This is a genomic window from Janibacter limosus (genome assembly GCF_004295485.1).
Classification (GTDB): domain Bacteria; phylum Actinomycetota; class Actinomycetes; order Actinomycetales; family Dermatophilaceae; genus Janibacter; species Janibacter limosus_A.
Genome location: NZ_CP036164.1, coordinates 1478362 through 1496831 on the forward strand (window position 1 = coordinate 1478362; position 18470 = coordinate 1496831).

Annotated in this window: 18 protein-coding genes; 7 read left to right on the top strand and 11 right to left on the bottom strand. The window is 69.8% G+C overall.

From position 1 onward, the window contains the following. Window positions 1-100: 100 nt before the first annotated feature. The 5 genes from EXU32_RS07120 to EXU32_RS07140 all read left to right on the top strand — a co-directional run bounded on the left by EXU32_RS07120 (window position 101) and on the right by EXU32_RS07140 (window position 5039). A complete protein-coding gene (locus tag EXU32_RS07120) occupies window positions 101-1477 on the top strand; it encodes an APC family permease (RefSeq protein WP_130629273.1) in 1377 nt (458 codons plus the stop codon). A gap of 3 nt (window positions 1478-1480) precedes the next feature. Next, window positions 1481-1960, top strand: a complete 480-nt coding sequence (locus EXU32_RS07125) for a universal stress protein (RefSeq protein WP_130629274.1) — start codon at window positions 1481-1483, stop codon at window positions 1958-1960. A gap of 1 nt (window position 1961) precedes the next feature. Then, complete coding sequence (locus EXU32_RS07130; RefSeq protein WP_130629275.1) at window positions 1962-2705, top strand: SDR family oxidoreductase; 744 nt, start codon at window positions 1962-1964, stop codon at window positions 2703-2705. Window positions 2706-2734: 29 nt separating this feature from the next. Next, window positions 2735-3586, top strand: coding sequence for an NYN domain-containing protein (locus EXU32_RS07135; protein ID WP_130629276.1), 852 nt, complete (start codon window positions 2735-2737; stop codon window positions 3584-3586). A 103-nt stretch (window positions 3587-3689) separates the two neighbouring features. Then, window positions 3690-5039, top strand: coding sequence for a M15 family metallopeptidase (locus tag EXU32_RS07140; protein ID WP_130629277.1), 1350 nt, complete (start codon window positions 3690-3692; stop codon window positions 5037-5039). 20 nt (window positions 5040-5059) lie between these two features. On the opposite strand, the gene EXU32_RS07145 is transcribed toward EXU32_RS07140, so the two are convergent. After that, entirely contained in the window at window positions 5060-6415 is a 1356-nt protein-coding gene (locus tag EXU32_RS07145) for an MFS transporter (RefSeq protein ID WP_242612916.1), read from the bottom strand. 252 nt (window positions 6416-6667) lie between these two features. Here EXU32_RS07145 and EXU32_RS07150 point away from each other — a divergent pair, with 252 nt between their 5' ends. Further along, a complete protein-coding gene (locus EXU32_RS07150; RefSeq protein WP_130629278.1) occupies window positions 6668-7024 on the top strand; it encodes an RNA polymerase-binding protein RbpA in 357 nt (118 codons plus the stop codon). Between the two features lie 60 nt (window positions 7025-7084). On the opposite strand, the gene EXU32_RS07155 is transcribed toward EXU32_RS07150, so the two are convergent. The 4 genes from EXU32_RS07155 to EXU32_RS07170 are packed head-to-tail and all read right to left on the bottom strand — an operon-like array spanning window position 7085 to window position 10359. Continuing rightward, on the bottom strand, window positions 7085-7540 hold the full coding sequence (locus EXU32_RS07155) for an FxsA family protein (protein WP_242612917.1): 456 nt from the start codon (window positions 7538-7540) through the stop codon (window positions 7085-7087). 44 nt (window positions 7541-7584) lie between these two features. Continuing rightward, entirely contained in the window at window positions 7585-8370 is a 786-nt protein-coding gene (locus EXU32_RS07160) for a polyprenol monophosphomannose synthase (RefSeq protein ID WP_130629280.1), read from the bottom strand. Continuing rightward, window positions 8363-9946 (bottom strand): apolipoprotein N-acyltransferase, encoded by a 1584-nt coding sequence (gene lnt, locus EXU32_RS07165; RefSeq protein WP_130629281.1) that lies wholly within the window; start codon window positions 9944-9946, stop codon window positions 8363-8365. Before lnt ends, EXU32_RS07160 begins: the two co-directional genes overlap by 8 nt. Beyond that, window positions 9937-10359 (bottom strand): Lrp/AsnC family transcriptional regulator, encoded by a 423-nt coding sequence (locus EXU32_RS07170; protein WP_130629282.1) that lies wholly within the window; start codon window positions 10357-10359, stop codon window positions 9937-9939. Before EXU32_RS07170 ends, lnt begins: the two co-directional genes overlap by 10 nt. A gap of 38 nt (window positions 10360-10397) precedes the next feature. On the opposite strand from EXU32_RS07170, the gene EXU32_RS07175 reads away from it, so the two are divergent. Then, on the top strand, window positions 10398-11333 hold the full coding sequence (locus EXU32_RS07175) for a 5'-3' exonuclease (RefSeq protein WP_130629283.1): 936 nt from the start codon (window positions 10398-10400) through the stop codon (window positions 11331-11333). A gap of 140 nt (window positions 11334-11473) precedes the next feature. On the opposite strand, the gene EXU32_RS07180 is transcribed toward EXU32_RS07175, so the two are convergent. The 6 genes from EXU32_RS07180 to EXU32_RS07205 form a co-directional block, all read right to left on the bottom strand. Next, window positions 11474-14320, bottom strand: a complete 2847-nt coding sequence (locus tag EXU32_RS07180; protein WP_130629284.1) for a DEAD/DEAH box helicase — start codon at window positions 14318-14320, stop codon at window positions 11474-11476. 22 nt (window positions 14321-14342) lie between these two features. After that, a complete protein-coding gene (locus EXU32_RS07185; protein WP_130629285.1) occupies window positions 14343-15248 on the bottom strand; it encodes a YegS/Rv2252/BmrU family lipid kinase in 906 nt (301 codons plus the stop codon). Window positions 15249-15258: 10 nt separating this feature from the next. Continuing rightward, window positions 15259-16116, bottom strand: a complete 858-nt coding sequence (gene tatC / locus EXU32_RS07190) for a twin-arginine translocase subunit TatC (RefSeq protein ID WP_242612918.1) — start codon at window positions 16114-16116, stop codon at window positions 15259-15261. Window positions 16117-16141: 25 nt separating this feature from the next. Beyond that, a complete protein-coding gene (gene tatA, locus EXU32_RS07195) occupies window positions 16142-16423 on the bottom strand; it encodes a Sec-independent protein translocase subunit TatA (RefSeq protein WP_130629286.1) in 282 nt (93 codons plus the stop codon). Window positions 16424-16492: 69 nt separating this feature from the next. After that, window positions 16493-17455 carry a helix-turn-helix transcriptional regulator gene (locus EXU32_RS07200; RefSeq protein ID WP_130629287.1) on the bottom strand — a complete coding sequence of 321 codons (963 nt, stop codon included), beginning with the start codon at window positions 17453-17455 and terminating at the stop codon, window positions 16493-16495. Continuing rightward, complete coding sequence (locus EXU32_RS07205) at window positions 17452-18441, bottom strand: helix-turn-helix transcriptional regulator (protein ID WP_130629288.1); 990 nt, start codon at window positions 18439-18441, stop codon at window positions 17452-17454. The genes EXU32_RS07200 and EXU32_RS07205 overlap by 4 nt, the downstream gene beginning before the upstream one ends. Window positions 18442-18470: the final 29 nt, after the last annotated feature.

Below are 18470 nucleotides of genomic sequence, written 5' to 3' on the forward strand. Positions count from 1 at the left end.
TCGGACCGCTTCCAGTTGACAGGGACCCCCATCCGTTGTGGTCTGGATCACGGGACCCACGGCGCCACATCGGTGGCGCACCCGGGAGGAAGGCCCGCTCATGTCCGTCGACATCGACAGCCCCGGGGGTCCCTCGCGGGTCAACGAGGACTCCGAGCTCAAGCAGGGCGTCACCGGACGACTGCTCTACTTCTACGTCCTGGGTGACGTCCTCGGGTCCGGGATCTACGTCCTCATCGGCTTGGTGGCCGGCGCCGTGGGAGGCGCCTTCTGGGCCGCCTTCGCCGTCGGTGTCACGGTCGCCACGATCACCGGTCTGGCCTACGCCGAGCTCGTGACCAAGTACCCGCAGGCCGCGGGTGCCGCGCTCTACGTCAACAAGGCCTTCAAGAACAAGACGCTGACCTTCTTCATCACCTTCTGCATGCTCTCCGCGAGCTACGCCGCAGCCGGTTCGCTCGCCACGGGCTTCGCGCAGTACTTCGGTGAGGTCTGGGCGGCAGCCCCGGCCCTCGTCGTGGCCCTGGCCTTCATCGTCGGCCTGGCGATCATCAACTTCGTCGGCATCACCGAGTCGGTCGTGGCCAACATGATCATGACGTTCATCGAGATCGCCGGCCTGATCATCGTGCTCATCATCGGAGTCGTCGCCACCTTCCAGGGCAAGGTCGACTTCTCCCGGGTCACCGAGTTCTCCACCGAGAGCAACCCGGCCCTCGGGCTCCTCGCCGGTGTGGCCCTGGCGTTCTTCGCGATGACCGGCTTCGAGAACGCCGCCAACGTCGCCGAGGAGACGCAGAACCCCCGCCGCGACTTCCCGCGCGCGCTCATCGGGGGCATGGCGACCGCCGGCGTGCTGTACGTCCTCATCGCGGTCACTGCCGCGATCACCGTGCCCATCGAGCAGCTGGCCCAGTCCGACGCCGCGCTGCTCGAGGTCGTCAAGGCCGGCATCCTGCCCCTGTCCGTGGCGGTCCTGACGATCGTCTTCGCGATCATCGCCATGGTCGCCATCACCAACACGTGCCTGGTCTGCCTCGTGACCGAGTCGCGGATCCTCTACGGCATGGCGCGCGAGGACGTCGTCCCCGCTCCCTTCGCCAAGGTGAGCAGCCGTCAGGTGCCCTGGCTGGCCATCCTCTTCTCGGTCCTCGTGATCGCCGGCCTGCTCTTCTCGGGCGCCGACCTCGCCCAGCTGGCCAATGTCACCGTGGTCTTCACGCTGCTCATCTACGCGCTCGTCATCATCTCCGCGGTGAAGCTCGACAAGCTCGACCGCACCGAGGAAGCCTTCAGGGCACCGCGCGCCCTCCTGGCCATCGGTGTCGTCGCCAACTTCCTGATCCTCGGGTACGTCATCTGGGACGACCCCGGCTCACTCCTGTACTGCGCCGCGCTCCTGGCCGTCGGCGTGGTCCTCTTCATCGCCGAGCGACTCCTCGGCGGTGGCCGCCCCACGACCGACCTGGAGAGCTGACCCATGCACGTGCTCATCGCCACCGACGGCTCGCGACAGTCCCTGCGAGCGGCTCGCCACTTCAAGTCCTTCGCCGACCCGGCCAAGGTCTCCGAGATCATCGTGCTCGCCGTGACCCGCCCCCTGGCGAGCGTCTCCTTCGTCGACGAGATCTCCGCGGACGCCAAGGCACCCAAGCCGCTGCTCAGCAGCTCCTTCAAGGCAGAGGCCGAGGCCGCCGTCGGCGTCATCGCCGCGGAGTTCGACGACTGGCAGGACACCAAGGTCCGGACCCGGGTGCGCAGCGGGACCCCGTCCGCCGAGATCAACCGGGCGGCCAAGGTGTCCAGCATCGAGCTGATCGTCCTCGCCAGCGGCAGCCGGGGGCTGACCGACACGGTCCTCATCGGGAGCACCGCGCAGCGCGTGCAGGCGACGGCCCCGTGCCCGGTCCTCGTCGTGCGACCGGCGCCCCGCGCACGGCGGCCCAAGAAGAAGTCCTGACATGCGTTTCGCAGTCGCCGGTGGTACCGGCGTCGTCGGTCGACCCGTGGTCGCCGCGGCAGAGCTGCGCGGCCACGAGGTCGTCGTCCTCTCCCGGGCGAAGGGGGTGGACCTCACCTCGTCGTCCGGCCTGGCGCGACACCTGGCCGGGGTCGACGCGGTCATCGACGTCACCTCGGTCCTGACCGTCTCGGGACCGAGGTCAGTTGCCTTCTTCGAGCGGGTCACGGGCAACCTCCTGCGCGAGGGCCACGCGGCGGGTGTGGGCCACCACGTCGCCCTGTCGATCCTCGGAGCCCGCGAGATCGACTCCGGGTACTACGCCGGCAAGCGGGCCCAGGAGCGAGCGGTCCTGGCCGACCCCACGGGCACGGTCGTGCGCGCCGCCCAGTTCCACGAGTTCGGCCTGCAGACCCTCGAGCGCACCCGCTTCGGCCCGCTCGCCCTGGTCCCGCGGATCCGCTCGCAGCCCGTCGCCACGAGCGAGGTCGCCGACCTGCTCGTCGACGTGGCCGAGGGACGACCACTCGCAGACGGCCCCTCGATCGCCGGGCCCGACGTGCTCTCGGTCGCCGAGATGTCGCGCCGGGTGCTCTCTGCGCAGGGTGAGCGCGTGCGCGTCGTCGAGTTCCCGATGCCCGGCACCTTCGGTCGCGGGCTGCGAGGAGACCTCCTGCTCGCCCGGCCGGACAGCAGGATCGGGGCGATCGGCTACGCACAGTGGTTGGAGACGCAGCGGGCCTGAGCAGGCCGTCGAGCGGTAGGTTCCGGACCATGGACGCAGACACCAGCACCTCCACCCGCATCGCCGTGCTCATCGACTGCGACAACGTCTCGGCCAAGCACACGGCCGCCGTCCTGGAGGAGCTGGCGAAGTACGGCACCCCGACGGTCAAGCGCGCCTACGGCGACTGGACGACCACGCAGCTGGGCGGCTGGAAGCCCGAGCTGCACCGCAACGCCATCCAGCCCGTGCAGCAGTTCGCCTACACGGTCGGCAAGAACTCCACCGACTCGGCGCTGATCATCGACGCGATGGACCTGCTCTGGCAGGGCAATGTCGAGGCCTTCGCCCTCGTCTCCTCGGACTCGGACTTCACCCGGCTGGCCACGCGGCTGCGGGAGTCGGGCAAGCGCGTCTACGGCCTGGGTCTGCGCAAGACGCCGGAGTCGCTGCGTCGTGCGGTCGACCAGTTCATCTTCCTCGAGCTGCTGCAGGAGCAGGCTCGTGACGAGGACGACGTCACCGACGAAGGGAGCCGCCCGACCGAGCAGGCCGACTCCCCCGACACGACGATCAACCTGCAGTCCGCCCTGACCAAGGCGGTCAATGCCACCTCCGGGGACGACGGGTGGAGCACCCTCGGGACCGTCGGCCAGCACCTGAGCCGAGCCCAGGCGGACTTCGACCCACGTGCCTTCGGTCACCAGAAGCTGTCCACCCTCGTCGAGGAGCAGCCCTACCTGGAGACCCGCGCCGAGGGATCGCAACGACAGGTGCGCCTGCGGACCAAGGCCCGCAAGAGCGCTGCGAGAGCGGCCTCCTCACCCACGACCAAGAGCACCAGGACCACGCCCAAGGCGACCACGACCACGAAGGCGACGAAGGCCACGAGGGGCAGCTGACCCCCTTCGTCAGATCACGCGTGGAGTGGCCCTGTGCACAGGGCCATGTACGCAGGCCCCGGACAGGCCTAAGATGTCCTCGGTCTGCTTCAGGAGAAAATTGATGTTTCGTGGTACCCGCCGTCCGCACGGCACCGTTCGGGCTGTCCTCGCCCTCTGCCTCGTCGGCGCAATCGCATCGGCACCCTCCGCCATCGCGGAGCCCACCGACCCGCCCTCCTCGGCCACCACGCAGTCGACCACCCCTGCGCCCACCGGCACCTCGACCAGCGGCAGCCCCAGCCTCGCGTGGACGCCCGACGGCACGTCACCCGTCGGTGGCAGCGACACCCCCCTGAGCGGCACCGACCTGGACTCCCAGATCGCCGAGGCCGACCGTCTCGCAGCCGACCTGGTCAAGGACAACAAGGACATCGCGGCTGCGGTCAAGTCGCTCAAGTCCTACTCCAAGAAGGCCAACAAGCTCCTGCAGAAGAAGGCGACCGCGCGCGACGAGTACAACACCGCCAAGGACGAGGCGGACACCGCGCAGAAGGCCCTCGACACGTACAAGAGCCGACTGTCCAAGGGGCGCCAGGACCTGCGCAGCTGGGCCTTCAACACCTACACCCAGGGCGGGTACTCCGACACGGTCACGATGCTCGGGACCATCACCGATCAGTCGAAGACCTCGGGCAACTCCGCCGGGGACCTCTCCTACCTCACCGACGAGCGCATCCGCACCGTCGACGTCGTGCGGCAGGACACCGTCACCCAGTCGTCGCTGACCAAGAAGAAGAGCACCGCGCTGGCCAAGGCGAAGAAGGCCAAGAAGAAGGCCGACCTCGCCAAGTCGCGCGCGGACACGGTGCTCAAGGAGCGCAAGACAGCGCTGGAGGACCTGCGACGCAAGCACTCCGAGGAGCTGGCCAAGGCCGGCCCGGTGATCAACGCGCTCATCGGGCTCCCTGACGACAAGGCCCAGGGCGCCGGCGACCGCCTGACCTCTGCCCTGAAGGATCTCGGTCAGGACGTCACCCAGTTCGAGGACGCCAAGCCGTGCTCCACCGAGACCGGCACCTACCCCAACGGCCAGATCCCACCGGGGAGCCTGTGCCCGCTGATCGGTGCCCCCGGCGAGTCCCTGCGGCCCAAGGCTGCCGCCGCGTTCAACTCGATGAGCAAGGCCTACCAGCGCGACACCGGCAACCTGCTGTGCGTCACCGACAGCTACCGCTCCTACGCCGAGCAGGTCATCACCAAGCAGAACAGAGGCAGCTGGGCGGCGGCACCGGGCTCGAGCAACCACGGTCTGGGCAAGGCGCTCGACCTGTGCGGGGGCGTCAACAACTTCGGTCACCCGGCACACGCGTGGATGCAGCAGAACGCACCGCTGTACGGCTGGTTCCACCCCTCGTGGGCGGCGGCCGGTGGCTCGCTCCCCGAGCCGTGGCACTGGGAGTACTCGGGCTGATCCGCCCCCCGCGAGCCGGGTCAGCCGGCCTGGCTGCCCACCTGCTGCTCGGGGGTCTTGACCGGGATGAGCACGGCCAGCCCGGCGACGAGGACGAGCGCGATCCCGAGGATGCCCCAGTACTGGGTGTTGGTCTCGCCGGTCACCACTGAGCCGATCCAGATGAAGAGGCCGAAGGCAGCGGGCGCCAGGAAGGACACGACCCGGCCGGTGGTCGCGTAGAGACCGAAGATCTCGCCGCCCTGCCCCTCGGGGATGACCCGGGCGAGGAAGCTGCGCGAGGACGCCTGCGCCGGTCCGACGAAGGCGGTCATCGCCAGACCCAGGGTCCAGAAGACCGTCTTGCCGCCGTCGTGGAGGACGAAGATCCCCAGCCCGAGCGCGGTCAGTGCGACGAGCGAGATGAGGATGACCCGCTTGGGGCCCAGCACGTCGTCGAGCAGGCCGAAGAGCATCGTCGCGATGCCGGCCACGATGTTGGCCACGGCGCCGAAGATGATGACCTCCCCGGCGGACAGGCCGAAGGTGCCGGCCGCCAGGATCGCGCCGAAGGCGAAGACCCCGGCAAGCCCGTCACGGAAGAGCGCAGAGGCACCGAGGAAGAAGACGGTGTGCCGCGACTGGCCCCACAGGCGACGCAGCGAGTCCCACACGAGCTTGTAGGAGTCGACGACGCCGATCCGCGGCACGGCCTCCTTGGGGGTGTCCTTCAGCACGAAGAAGGCGGGCAGGGTGAACAGCAGGATCCACACGCCGCAGACGATCATCGAGACCCGGATGTCCAGGCCCGCGTCACCGGTCACGCCGAAGAGGCCCACGTCGGGCTGGATGAAGAGGAAGTAGATGAGCAGCAGGACGAGGATGCCGCCGAGGTAGCCCATCCCCCAGCCGAAGCCGGAGACCCGACCCACGTTGCGCGGGGAGGCCACCTGCTCGATCGAGGCGTTGTAGTTGACGCTGGCGATCTCGGAGATGATCGACCCGGCGCCGAGCAGGACCAGCCCCACGACGAGGAATGCCGGCTCGGGCCGGACGAAGAACAGCGCGGCCGAGATGGCGGCGAGGATCCAGGTCTGGATGCGCAGGTTGCGCACGCCCCGGCCGGACCGGTCGGAGTTCTGCCCCAGCACCGGCGCCAGCAGCGCCACGAGCAGGCCGGAAACCGCGGTGGAGATCGCCAGTGCCGTGGAGGTCGTGTTGGTGGAGCCGAAGCTCTCGCTCGTCAGGTACACCGCGAAGACGAAGGTCGTGATGACCGTGTTGAAGGGTTGGGAACCCCAGTCCCACATGGCCCAGCCGAGGATCCGGCTGAGGCCCCCCTGGCCCTCGGCACGCAGGGCGGTGGTCGGCTCCGCAGGCCTCGTCACGTCGGTCACGTGGTGAGGCTATCGCCCCGTCCTCGGGTCGAGGTGCGCGACACGGCCTCGACGCGCTATCCTGTGGGGTCGCCCCAGCCGTTGACCCGTGAGCATCGCGGACAGAGCCGCTCACGCGGAGGTCTGGCGGGGGCCGCTGCACCGCAATGACGCGAGCAGCAGGAACATCCGACGCACCTACGGCGTTATGGCACATGAGACGTCTGCGCGCAGGGGCGCAGGCATCGCGAGAGCAATCAGGAGATACGCAACATGGCAGAGCGCACGCTGCGCGGGACGCGCATGGTCAGCTTCAGCATGGAGACGACGGACAACGTCGTCCCCAGCGACCGTCAGATCACGGCCTACGCCTGTGAGGACGGCCACAAGACCGAGCTGCCCTTCTCCGTCGAGGCAGACATCCCCAGCACCTGGGAGTGCCGCTGCGGCAAGCTCGGCAAGCTCGTCGACGGACCCGAGCCCGAGCTCAAGCCCGTCAAGCACGTGCGTACCCACTGGGACATGCTGCTCGAGCGTCGCTCCATCCCCGAGCTCGAGGAGCTCCTCGAGGAGCGCCTCGCGCTCCTGCGCGCCAAGCGTGGCGAGAAGCCCCGCAAGCGCAGCGCCTGAGACACGGCCGACGCACGAAGGGGGCGCCCCCACTGATCACCGGTGGGGGCGCCCCCTTCGTCAGTCGTCGACGATCTCACCCTCGACGACATCGCCGTCGTTGCCGGGGCGGTCACGGGTGCGACGCACCCGCGCCTCCCCCGGGGCCACGGACATGCCGGCGGCGAGCAGACGCCGGGCCACGAGCGCCTCGAGACCGATCCGCGCCACCGGCCGGGTGAGGGGCAGCACGAAGACGAGGCCCACGACGGCCGAGACGAACCCGGGCAGGGTGAGCAGGACGCCGCCGACGAAGACGAGCACGGCGTCGGCGATCTCCCGGCTGGGCATCTGACCGCTGCGCAGGGCGGTGCGCAGCGCCTGCCAGGTCCGTCGGCCCTCACGGCGCAGCAACCACGCGCCGAGCGCGGAGAGCGCGATCACGAGCAGGAGCGTCGGCCAGAAGCCGATCCAGCGGCCGACCGCGATGAGGACGGCCACCTCGAGGACCACCCACAGCACCAGGGCAAGGGGCACCAGCGCCAGCCTGCGGCGGCGCCGTCGTGGGGCAGGTCCGTGGATCACAGTCGGTGCCAGGTCGGCTCTCGGTCGAGGAGTCGCTGCAGCTGTCCTCGGCGGTGCGCCAGACCCCAGCGCGTGATGCGCGACATCGACTCGCGGACGACGTCGCCGTCCATCTTGGAGTCGCCGATCTCACGCTCGACGAAGGTGATCGGCACCTCGACGACCGTGAGTCCAGCGCGCACGGTCCGCACCGTCAGGTCGGTCTGGAAGACATAGCCCGCGCTCTCGACCTTGTCCAGACCGATCGTGCGCAGCGTCTCGGCGCGGTAGACGCGGTATCCGGCCGTCGCGTCGTTGACCGACATCCCGAGGATGACCTTGATGTAGAGGTTGCCGGCCATGCTGATCGCCTTGCGATCCAGCGGCCAGTTGACGATCTTGCCCCCGCGCACGTAGCGCGAGCCGATGACCAGGTCGGCGTCTGCCGCGACCTCGAGCATGCTGGGCAGGTGCTCCGGGCGGTGCGACCCGTCAGCGTCCATCTCGACGACGGCGTCGTATCCCCGCTCGAGGGCCCACGTGAAGCCGGCGAGGTAGGCGGCGCCCAAGCCCTCCTTGCCCTGCCGGTGCAGGACCTGGACGTGATCATCGCTGGCTGCCAGCTCGTCGGCGATGTCACCGGTGCCGTCGGGCGAGTTGTCGTCGAGGACCACGACGTCGGCGCTGGGCACCGCGGCCCGCACCCGCTCGACGACCAGCGGCAGGTTGTCACGCTCGTTGTAGGTCGGGATGAGCACGGCGACCCGCTCGATCAGCGGACGCGGCTGGGTGGAGTCAGGCACCGGTGGAGGCTTCCTCGATCTGGGCGGTGGAGCGGTCGTCGGTCGACCGGGACTCGACCCTACCCGTCCGGGATCGACGCAGCCGCCACGCCACGGCGATCAGCAGCAGAAGCGCGCTGCCCCACTCGACCCACGGTCCGAGACGGTCCGAGATCGTCAGGCCGCTGCGCAGCACGACGTTGTCGACTGGTTGGGCAGCGGTGAAGAGCTCGGTGGTCGGAGTGCTCGACCCGTCAGGGTTGATGAACCCCGAGACCCCGACGGTGGAGACGTGCGCCACGCTGCGACCGTGCTCGATGGCCCGGATCCGCGAGATGGCGTACTGCTGCGTCGACTCGGCGGAGTACCCGAAGGTCGCGTTGTTGGTCTGCACGACGAGGAGGCTGGGCACTCCCTTCGCCTCGGCGTCCTTGACCGCCGAGCGCATCAGGCCGTCGTAGGCCACCTCGAAGCAGATCGTCGGTACTGCGGTGAAGTCACCCTCTCGGCCCTGCACCGGGAAGGCGACGTTGCGGTCGCCCTTGGCGAACCCGACCCGCACCAGGTCCACCTTGGAGCTGAAGAGCCGGTAGAACTCACGGTTGGGTACGTACTCGGCGAAGGGGACGGGGTGCTGCTTGACGTAGCGCTGCGGCTCTCCCCCACCCGGCTCGTACAGCAGTGAGGCATTGGACACCGCTGGCGCCGGCTCGTCGAGTATCGCGCCGATGATGATGGGTATGTCGACCGCGGCCAGAGCGCGCTGGACCTGCTCCTTGGCATCATCATTGCGCAGCGGGTCGATGTCGGAGGAGTTCTCCGGCCAGATGACCAGGTCGAGGTCGTCGTACCGCTCTGCCAAGGCCTCGGTGCCGGCGACATGGTTGTCCAGGACCTTGCGCCGCTCCGCGTTGAAGTCCAGCCCGGCACGGGGCACGTTGCCCTGCACGAGGCCGATCCTGGCCGTGGACTCACCGCTGGTGGGCACGGGAACGGCGAAGGCACCCAGACCCGACACGAGGGCCACCACGACGGCGACGACGGGCAGGCGTCGGGTCACCGCGAGCAGGACGAGCGGTACGGCGATCAGGGCCACGACGAAGGTGATGAGCGGTGCTCCCCCGATCGCGGCCCATTGGGCGAAGGGGGTGTCGGCCTGGGAGAAGGCGATCCGCGCCCAGGGGAAGCCGCCGTAGGGCAGGCTCCCCCGGATCCACTCCTGAAGCACCCACAGCACGGGGATGAGCAGTGCAGCCGGAAGCAGCCGACCCGCTCGCAGGAGGGGACGCTGCACCACCGCCAGCACCGCGCCCATCGCGGCCAGGTAGAGACCCTCGGTGAGGGCCAGGGCGAACCAGGGGAACTTGCCGACGAAGATGCCCGACCAGCTGAGGGTCGGAAGGAAGCAGGCGACGCCGGCGACCAGTCCCAGCAGGGCGCCCGTGCGCGGCGACACGTCCCACATCGAGATGCCCACGAGGGCGACGCCGACGATCGCGAGGTAGGCGAGGTTGTTGTCGGGGAAGGACAGCCACAGGCACAGGCCGCCGGCCAGGGCCAGCAGCAGCCGTGCGGGCAGCCGCTCGATCACTCCCATGCGGTGCTCAGCACGACGGTGGTGCGGGTTGAGACCCCGCCGCGGTTGCGGACCCGGCCCAGCAGCTCCTCGAGGGCCTGGGGAGTGCTCACCCGCACGCGGAGCAGGTAGTTGGCGTCACCGGCGACGGAGTAGCAGGCATCGATCTCCTCGATGCCCTGCAGGCGGTCCGGCACGTCGTCGGGGGCGCTGGGATCGAGCGGCGCGACCGCGATGAAGGCGGTGAGGGGCGTGCCCATCGAGGCGGGATCCACGACCGCGGTGTAGCTCGTGATCGCTCCGCGCTCCTCCAGGCGCCGCACCCGCTGGTGCACTGCAGAGGTGGACAATCCGATCGCCTTGCCCAAGTCGGTGTAGCTCATCCGCCCGTCGTCGCGCAGGAGGTCGATGATGCGTCGATCTGCCGCTTCCATGGGTGAACCATAGGCGACGGACCCGTAAGGTCGGGCCCATGTCCGACTTGGCACGCGACCGCCTGCTCCTGCTCGACTCCGCCTCGCTGTACTTCCGTGCCTTCTACGGGGTACCTGAGCGGGCGCCGGTGCCCTCCGGTCTGCCGACCAACGCCGTTGCCGGCTTCCTCGACATGCTCGCCACCCTCGTCACGCGATACCGGCCCACGCACGTCGTGGCCTGCTGGGACGACGACTGGCGGCCGCAGTGGCGCGTCGACGCCATCCCCACCTACAAGGCCCACCGGGTCGCCGAGGACACCGCCGACGGTGAGGAGGTCCCCGACGAGCTGTCCCCGCAGGTGCCGGTCATCGTCGACGCGCTCGAGGCGATCGGCATCGCGCGCGTCGGGGCGGCCCACTACGAGGCCGATGACGTCATCGGCACCTATGCCATGCGCTACCGCGACGTGATGCCGGTCGACATCGTCACCGGCGACCGCGACCTCTTCCAGCTCGTCGACGACGCCTCGGCCACCCGCGTGCTCTACACGGCCCGCGGCGGGGTGCGCGACCCCGACGTCGTCACCCAGGCCTTCCTCGAGAGCAAGTACGGGGTGACCACCGGCGATGCCTATGCCGACATGGCCGCGATGCGCGGGGACACCAGCGACGGGTTGCCGGGAGTCAAGGGGATCGGCGACAAGACGGCCGCGACCCTCATCCGGGACTTCGGCTCGCTGGCGGGTGTGCGCGCGGCCCTCGCCGCCGGCGACCCGACGATCAAGGGAGCGCGCCGCCTGCGGCTCGAGGAAGCCAGCGACTACCTCGACGTCGCTCCGCTCGTCGTGCGGGTCGCCCACGACGTGCCGGTCGGTAACGGCGACATCCGACTCCCTTCGGACATCGTCGACCCGGCAGCGATGAGCCGGCTGGCCGTGGAGCACGGCCTGACCTCAGCCTTCGACCGGGTCGCCACCGCCCTGCGCTCCTGACCCCGTCCCCCAGGTCCGCATTTCCTTAAGGTCGTGCGCTCTCAGGTGCGCATTTCCTTAAGGTCGTGCGCTCTCAGGTGCGCATTTCCTTAAGGTCGTGCGCTCTGGTGCGCATTTCCTCAAGGTCGTGCGAAGGGAGGTCAGTCCAGCCGGTCGGCGGCGACGACCCCGCGCCTCACCTTGTCGACGGCCGCACGGGCCACGCCGCGCAGGTGCGGCTCGGGGGCCGCGTCGCCGACCTGGTCGAGCAGGTCGACGACCTGCTTGCAGCGGCGCACGAAGTCACCGGCGGTGAGGTCCGACCCGGACAGCACCTCGTCCAGGCGCCGTCCGCTGGCCCACCGGTGGACCGCCCAGGCCAGTCCCCCGTCGGGCTCACCCGTCTGCTGCAGGGCGTGCACGCCCTCCAGGTCCTCCAGCTCGCTCCAGCGCCGGACCATGTCCAGCCAGGCGTCGGAGACCCCCTCGGTGGGCATCCGGGGGAAGGCCTCGTGCTCGTCACGCCGCGGCTCGTGGACGAGCATCGACACGACGGCCGCCAGCTCGGCCGGGTCGAGCCGCTTCCACGCTCCTCCGCGCAGGCACTCGGCCGCGAGCAGGTCCTTCTCCGTGTAGAGGCGGCGCAGCCGTCCCCCGAGCTCGGTCACGCTCTCGCCGTCCTCGCCGAGATACCCCATCTGGACGAGCACGGTGCAGATCCGGTCGAAGGTCTGCGCCACCGAGTTGGTCCGCATCTCCACCTTGCGCTGCAGGGCTGAGTTGTCACGCTTGAGCTTCCACCAGCGGTCGGCCCACCGGGCGTGGTCCTCCCGCTCCGGGCACTGGTGGCAGGGGTGCGACTTCAGCTCCCGCCGCAGCTGCTCGAGGCGCTCGTCATCCCCCTTCGCGCTCTCCTTGGCGTGCCGCCGCACGCTCGGGGCGTCCTCGTGGGGTGCCTTGACCCGCAGCGTCGCGGCGAGGTCGGAGCGCTGCCTGACCGACTTGGGGTTGAACCCCTTGGGCACCGCCAACCGGCCGAAGGGAGTGAGTGGCCCATCGAGGTCCGTGGCCGTCAGGCGGCGGACCTGCTTGTCCTCGGTGAGGACCGTCGGAGCGGACGACTCCCCCTTGTAGGAGCGGGGCGGCGCGATGACGAGGGCCACCCCGGCCCGCCGGCCACCCAGGCGCACGATGTCACCGACGCGCAGCGCCTCGAGCGAGATGGCGATCTCGGCCCGGCGGTTGGCATTGCGCTTGCGCGAGCCCTCCTTCTCCAGGTCGGTGATCCGGCGGCGCAGCGCCGCGTACTCGCGGAAGTCGCCGACATGGCAGTGCATGGCGTCGGCGTAGGCCTGCAGGGACTCCTGCTGGTCACGCACCTGGGTCGCGATGCCCACGACGGACCGGTCGGCCTGGAACTGCGCGAAGGAGGTCTCCAGCACCTCCTTGGCCGTCTGCCGGCCCACCTGCGCGACGAGGTTGACGGCCATGTTGTACGTCGGCTTGAAGCTGGAGCGAAGGGGGTAGGTCCGGGTCTGCGCGAGACCGGCCACCGCCATGGGGTCCATCCCCCGCGACCACACGACCAGGGCGTGCCCCTCGACGTCGATCCCCCGGCGCCCGGCGCGGCCGGTGAGCTGGGTGTACTCCGCCGGGGTGATCTCGACGTGCGACTCGCCGTTGAACTTCACCAGCTTCTCCAGCACCACGGTGCGGGCGGGCATGTTGATGCCCAGGGCGAGGGTCTCGGTCGCGAAGACGGCTCGGACGCGGCCGGCGGTGAAGAGCTCCTCGACGACCTCGCGGAAGAGCGGGAGCATCCCGGCGTGGTGGGCGGCGAAGCCGCGCGAGATGCCCTCGACGAACTGGTGGTAGCCCAGGACGTCGAGGTCCTCGCCCTCGAGCGCCGCGGTGCGCTCCTCGACCGTGCGACGGTTGCGCTCCCCCTCGCGCTCGGAGACCAGCCGGACGTCGTTGCCGAGGAGCTGGCCGACCGCTGCGTCGCAGCCGGCTCGGCTGAAGATGAAGGTGATGGCGGGCAGCAGCCCGTCGCGGTCCAGCTCGCGGATGACCTCGGTGCGCGAGGCGGCCCCACCGAAGCGGCCGCCTCCCCCGCGCGGGCCAGGCGCACCGTGTCCTCCACGGCCCTGTGAGTCCCGGCCGTCACGCCCGCCGCGGCGGTCACGTCCCCCGCGACCTGCGTGCCCGCCCCGGCCGGAGGGGCCACCTCGACCCCCGTGCGGTGGCCCGTCACCGCCACCGGAGCGCACCCGGTCACGGATCGCGTCGAGCAGCTCCGGGTTGACCTTGGCCGGTGAGCCCTGCGCCGCACCCTCCTCGTCGACGAAGAGGTCGTGCACGTCGCGACCGACCTGCATGTGCTGCCACAGCGGGACCGGACGCACCTCGGAGACGACCACCTCGGTGCCGCCACGGACCTCGGCGAGCCAGTCGCCGAACTCCTCGGCATTGCTCACCGTCGCCGACAGCGAGATCACCTGGACCGACCGGGGCAGGTGGATGATCACCTCCTCCCAGACGGCCCCACGGAAGCGGTCGGCGAGGTAGTGCACCTCGTCCATGACGACGAAGGCGAGCGTGTCGAGCGTCGTGGACCCGGCGTAGATCATGTTGCGCAGGACCTCGGTCGTCATGACGACGATCGGCGCCTCGCCGTTGACGGAGGTGTCGCCGGTCAGCAGGCCGACGTTGTCATGGCCGTGCCGCTCGGCGAGCTCGTGGTACTTCTGGTTGCTCAGGGCCTTGATCGGCGTGGTGTAGAAGGCCTTCTGCCCGCGGGCCAGCGCCATGTGCACAGCGAACTCACCGACGATCGTCTTGCCGGCACCGGTGGGCGCCGCGACGAGGACCCCGTGACCGGCCTCGACGGCCTCGCAGGCCTCGATCTGGAAGGGGTCGAGCTCGAAGCCGACGGACGCGGCGAAGGCGGTCAGCTCCGCGCCGCTGCGTCGGCGGGAGGCGGCGTATCGGTCAGCGGGCGAGGACATGTCCCCACGCTATGCCAGCGCGTCAGCGCACGATCGACAGCGCGCCGGGTGCGGCCTCGACGGTGAGCGGCAGGGGCGCGACCCGCTCGCCGTCGGCATAGCTGACGATCCGCTCGGTGGCGATCCGGATCGACGCCCCTCGGACGATCTCGACGGCCGGGTGCGAGGTGTGGGTGCCCTTGAAGACCTTGGGGAAGACCGAGAGGAAGGTGGCCATCGGGATGTCGTGCACGATGACGACATCGAGCAGACCGTCCTCGACATCGGCCGCGGGGGCGACCTTCATCCCGCCGCCGAAGGCTCGACCGTTGGCGACGCACACGAGCATGCCGTCGATCTCGCGCTCGACCCCGTCGATGGTCAGCTCGTAGTGGATCGGCCCGAAGACCGGCAGCTCACGCAGGATGGCGAGGTTGTACCGCTGCGGACCGCGCGGCCAGAGCATGGTGTTGGCGCGTTCGTTGACCACGGCGTCGAATCCGCAGGAGAGGACGCCGAGATAGTCACGCACCCGCTCCCCGTCGTCGGTGAGCACTCGTCCGAGGTCCATGCGCCGGACTCCGCCGGCGAGGATCCGTCGCACAGCGGCGTCGACGTCCTGGACGGGAAGGCCCAGCTCGCGGGCGTTGTCATTGCCGGTGCCCACGGCCACGATGCCCAGTGGCACATCGGTGTCGGCGCAGATGTTGGCGCCCAGACCGGCCACACCATCACCTCCGGCGACGACGAGCAGGTCGATGTCGCCGCTCGCGACGGCGGCACGTGCCTTGCCCTCCGCTCGCGACGCGTCCAGGCCGGTGAGGTCGACGACCTGGCGTCCGGCGGCCTCGAGGAGATCGGCCACCCGGGTCCCGACCTGCTCGCCACGGTGCTTGCCCGCGGTGGGGTTGATGAGCAGGCCGATGCGCTCGGCCGTCACACGGGTCATGGGCCCGACACTAGTTGAGAGGTGAGGCCTCGTCGTCGGACAGGTCCGACCAGTCGGGCTCGGCGCCCGACTCGACGCGTCGCCTGTCGATGACCAGGCAGATCGCCAGCGCGATGAAGTACAGCGCGCACAGCGGACCGGCCAGCAGGAACATCGTGAAGGGGTCCGGAGTCGGCGTGATGACGGCGGAGGCGATGAAGATCAGCAGGATCGCCATCCGCCAGGACTTCTTGAGCGTCTTGCCCGAGAGCACACCGATGGCGCACAACCCGACGAGGAAGACGGGCAGGAGCCAGGCCAGGCCGAAGGCGAGGATGAAGCGGGTGATGAAGGTGAAGTAGTCACTCGCCTGCTGGATGTTGCTCGACTTGTCGTCGTCAGGGGTGAACCCGAAGAGGATGAGCAGGGCCTTGGGCAGGGTCTGGTAGGCGAAGAAGCACCCGGCGAGGAAGAGCGGCAGTGCCGTGCCGAAGACGCCCAGGGACATGCGCTTCTCACGTCTGGTCAGGCCCGGCAGGATGAAGGCCCAGATCTGCCAGACCCAGATCGGGCTGGAGATGATCACGCCGGTGAAGATGGACAGACCGAGCTGGGTGGTGAAGGCCGACGTCGCATTGCCGAAGTTCAGCGTGACGACGCTGTTCGGGTTGGTGGCCTTGTACTCGTCGAAGGGGTACGTCAGCTGGTCGTACACCCCGGCGTAGGTCCACGACCCGATGTGCACGGGGTTGTAGATGATCCAGCCGACGATCGCGCCGATGACGATCGCGAGGGCGGCCTTGATCAGCCGGTTGCGGAACTCGAGCAGGTGGGCCTTGAGCGGCATCCGCCCTTCGGGGTCCCGGGGCGTGCGCTCGCGTCTGGTCATGCGTGTGGAGGCGAAGGGAGGTGACTCAGGCAACCGGGCCGGACTGGTCGTCCGTGCGGGGCTTGGCCTCGTCGATGGCGTTGCCGTCGGTGGTCGTGGTGCTCGTCGGGTTGGTGCTCGTCTCGCGAGACTTCTTGGCCTCCTCGCGCTGCCGGTCCTCTTCCTTCATCTCGTTGACCTCGGACTTGAAGACGCGAGCGGACTTGCCGATGCTGCGCGCCGCGTCCGGGAGCTTCTTGAAGCCGAAGAGCAGCAGGATGATGAGCGCGACGATGATGATCTCGGGTGCGCCAATTCCAGAAAGCACGGCAAAGCCTTTCGTAGGATGAAGAACGAACTCAGTCTATGCCTCGTCCCTGAGCGGCAGGGACAGCGCTCAGGGCCTGCCGTACATCGACAGTGCCTCGCTCGCGTGGACAGCCATGGCCTCACGCAGGGACGGGGGGCCCGAGACCTCGACGGAACCACCAAGACGCAGCACCAGGCGGCGTAGGAAGCCCTCGTTGCTCGTGGGCAGGGTGACGACGAGGTCTTCGCCGGATGTTTCCCGAGATGTCACCGGGTAGTACTCGGCGACCCAGTGGGCAGCCGGGCTCAGCCGCAGCGTGACAGGCACGTCGGCCGCGCCCTGCTGGTAGGCCCCGGCGCTGAGGTCACGGCGGGCCACGCCCTGCGGAGGCGTCGACGCCTCGTCGAGGACCTCGACCTGCTCGATCCGGTCCACGCGGAAGAGCCGCACGTCCTGCGCCCGGTGGCACCAGCCCTCGAGGTACCAGTGGCCCTCGACGTGGGCCAGCCGCATCGGGTCGACGTCGCGCTCGGTGCGCTCGTCACGGCTCGGGACGACATAGGTCAGGTGCACGCGGCGGGCGGCCGCCAGTGCGTCACGCAGCACCGCCGTGGTCTGCCCCACCTGCGTGTCGTCCTCGACGACGACCACGCGGTCGACCCCCGGGATGGCCCCGGTGGCCTCCTCGAGCTTGGTCAGGGCCCGCTCGACGGCGCTGCTCTCCCCTGCCCCGCTCGCGGCGAGCGAGCGCAGGCCGACGATGAGCGAGATCGCCTCGTCGACGCTCAGGCGCAGCGGGCGGGCGATCGCGTCGGCGTTGGTGACGAAGATGCGTCCGCCCTCGTAGCTGGCCTCGATCATCTCGTCGGGCAGCTGCCCGTAGCCGCACATGAAGAGCAGGTCGAGGTCGGCGACGAGCTGCTGCTCGCTGATCCCCAGGCCGGCCGCGGCCTCCTCGATCTCGATCCCCTGGCGGCTGACGAGCCACGGGACCATCGTCAGCAGGCGCTGGACGCGGCTCGTCGCGGACTCCACGCTCGGACGACTCATCGGATGCTCCCTTCGTGCACGTCGACGACGGCCCGCAGGTGGTCGATGACCGCGTCCCGCAGCTCGGTGGGCTCCTCGACGACCACGTCGGGCCCGTGGCTGGCGATCTCGCTGGCGAAGCCGCGCAGGCCGGGGTGGTGGAGGTGCACCCGGTCCCACTGCTCGTCGACCGGCTCGACCCGGTCGGCGCGCCGACGCAACCAGTGGCCCGCGTCGGTGCGCACACGCAGCACGGCCGGTGTCTGTGTGGGCTCGCGGCCGTCGACCGCGGCGATCATCCGCACGGGGTCGATGTCGTCCGGGATCGGGACCGTGGTCGGGTCGCGGGTCAGCGTCACGGCCGAGGTGATGCGCGAGAGCCGGAAGACGCGGGTGGCCTCGCGGTCGAGGTCGTGGCCGACGAGGTACCAGCGACCGTGCCAGGCCGTGAGGTACCAGGGCTCGACCCGGCGCGGCGCGGCGCCGTCGGTGCCGGGGCGCGCGTAGTCGAAGCGGACCGAGGTCGCGGTGAGGACGGCGTCCTTGAGCGGCTCGAAGGCCGGCTCCGCGCCACCGAGCTGCGGCTCGAGACCGGCGAAGGGGTCCTCCCCCACCTCGTCGCTCGCAGCCACCTTGCGCCACGCAGTCGCTGCCGTGCCGGCCATCGTCGCGTGCGCCCACGCACGGCTGGCGAGCCCGACGACGGCTCGCTCGTCGGCGGCGAGCTCGACGGGCGGCAGAGCGTACTCGCGCTGGTCGATGCGATAGCCCTGCTCGTCCTCGAAGACCCCGATGTCCTCGGTGACCAGCGGGATGCCCATCGCGCGCAGGTCCTCCTTGTCGCGCTCGAACATCCGGTCGAAGGCCTCGTCCGACTCGACGAGCTGGTAGGCCTCGACCATGCGTCGGATCCGCTGCTTGGGTACCGGGATCCGCGACGAGAGCAGGCTCATCGTCAGGTTGAGCAGTCGCTCTGTCTTCGCGGCGGGCGTGTTGGGTGCAGCCACATCGCTCCCTTCGTCACGCTGAGGCTAAC

Bases quoted from the DNA above. Each gene is read 5' to 3' on its own strand.
- EXU32_RS07150 (WP_130629278.1), top strand. From the start codon at position 6,668: ATGGCAGAGCGCACGCTGCGCGGGACGCGCATGGTCAGCTTCAGCATG.
- EXU32_RS07175 (WP_130629283.1), top strand. From the start codon at position 10,398: ATGTCCGACTTGGCACGCGACCGCCTGCTCCTGCTCGACTCCGCCTCG.
- lnt (WP_130629281.1), bottom strand. From the start codon at position 9,946: ATGGGAGTGATCGAGCGGCTGCCCGCACGGCTGCTGCTGGCCCTGGCC.
- tatC (WP_242612918.1), bottom strand. From the start codon at position 16,116: ATGACCAGACGCGAGCGCACGCCCCGGGACCCCGAAGGGCGGATGCCG.
- EXU32_RS07170 (WP_130629282.1), bottom strand. From the start codon at position 10,359: ATGGAAGCGGCAGATCGACGCATCATCGACCTCCTGCGCGACGACGGG.
- EXU32_RS07125 (WP_130629274.1), top strand. From the start codon at position 1,481: ATGCACGTGCTCATCGCCACCGACGGCTCGCGACAGTCCCTGCGAGCG.
- EXU32_RS07185 (WP_130629285.1), bottom strand. From the start codon at position 15,248: ATGACCCGTGTGACGGCCGAGCGCATCGGCCTGCTCATCAACCCCACC.
- EXU32_RS07120 (WP_130629273.1), top strand. From the start codon at position 101: ATGTCCGTCGACATCGACAGCCCCGGGGGTCCCTCGCGGGTCAACGAG.
- EXU32_RS07130 (WP_130629275.1), top strand. From the start codon at position 1,962: ATGCGTTTCGCAGTCGCCGGTGGTACCGGCGTCGTCGGTCGACCCGTG.
- EXU32_RS07200 (WP_130629287.1), bottom strand. From the start codon at position 17,455: ATGAGTCGTCCGAGCGTGGAGTCCGCGACGAGCCGCGTCCAGCGCCTG.
- EXU32_RS07180 (WP_130629284.1), bottom strand. From the start codon at position 14,320: ATGTCCTCGCCCGCTGACCGATACGCCGCCTCCCGCCGACGCAGCGGC.
- EXU32_RS07140 (WP_130629277.1), top strand. From the start codon at position 3,690: ATGTTTCGTGGTACCCGCCGTCCGCACGGCACCGTTCGGGCTGTCCTC.
- EXU32_RS07135 (WP_130629276.1), top strand. From the start codon at position 2,735: ATGGACGCAGACACCAGCACCTCCACCCGCATCGCCGTGCTCATCGAC.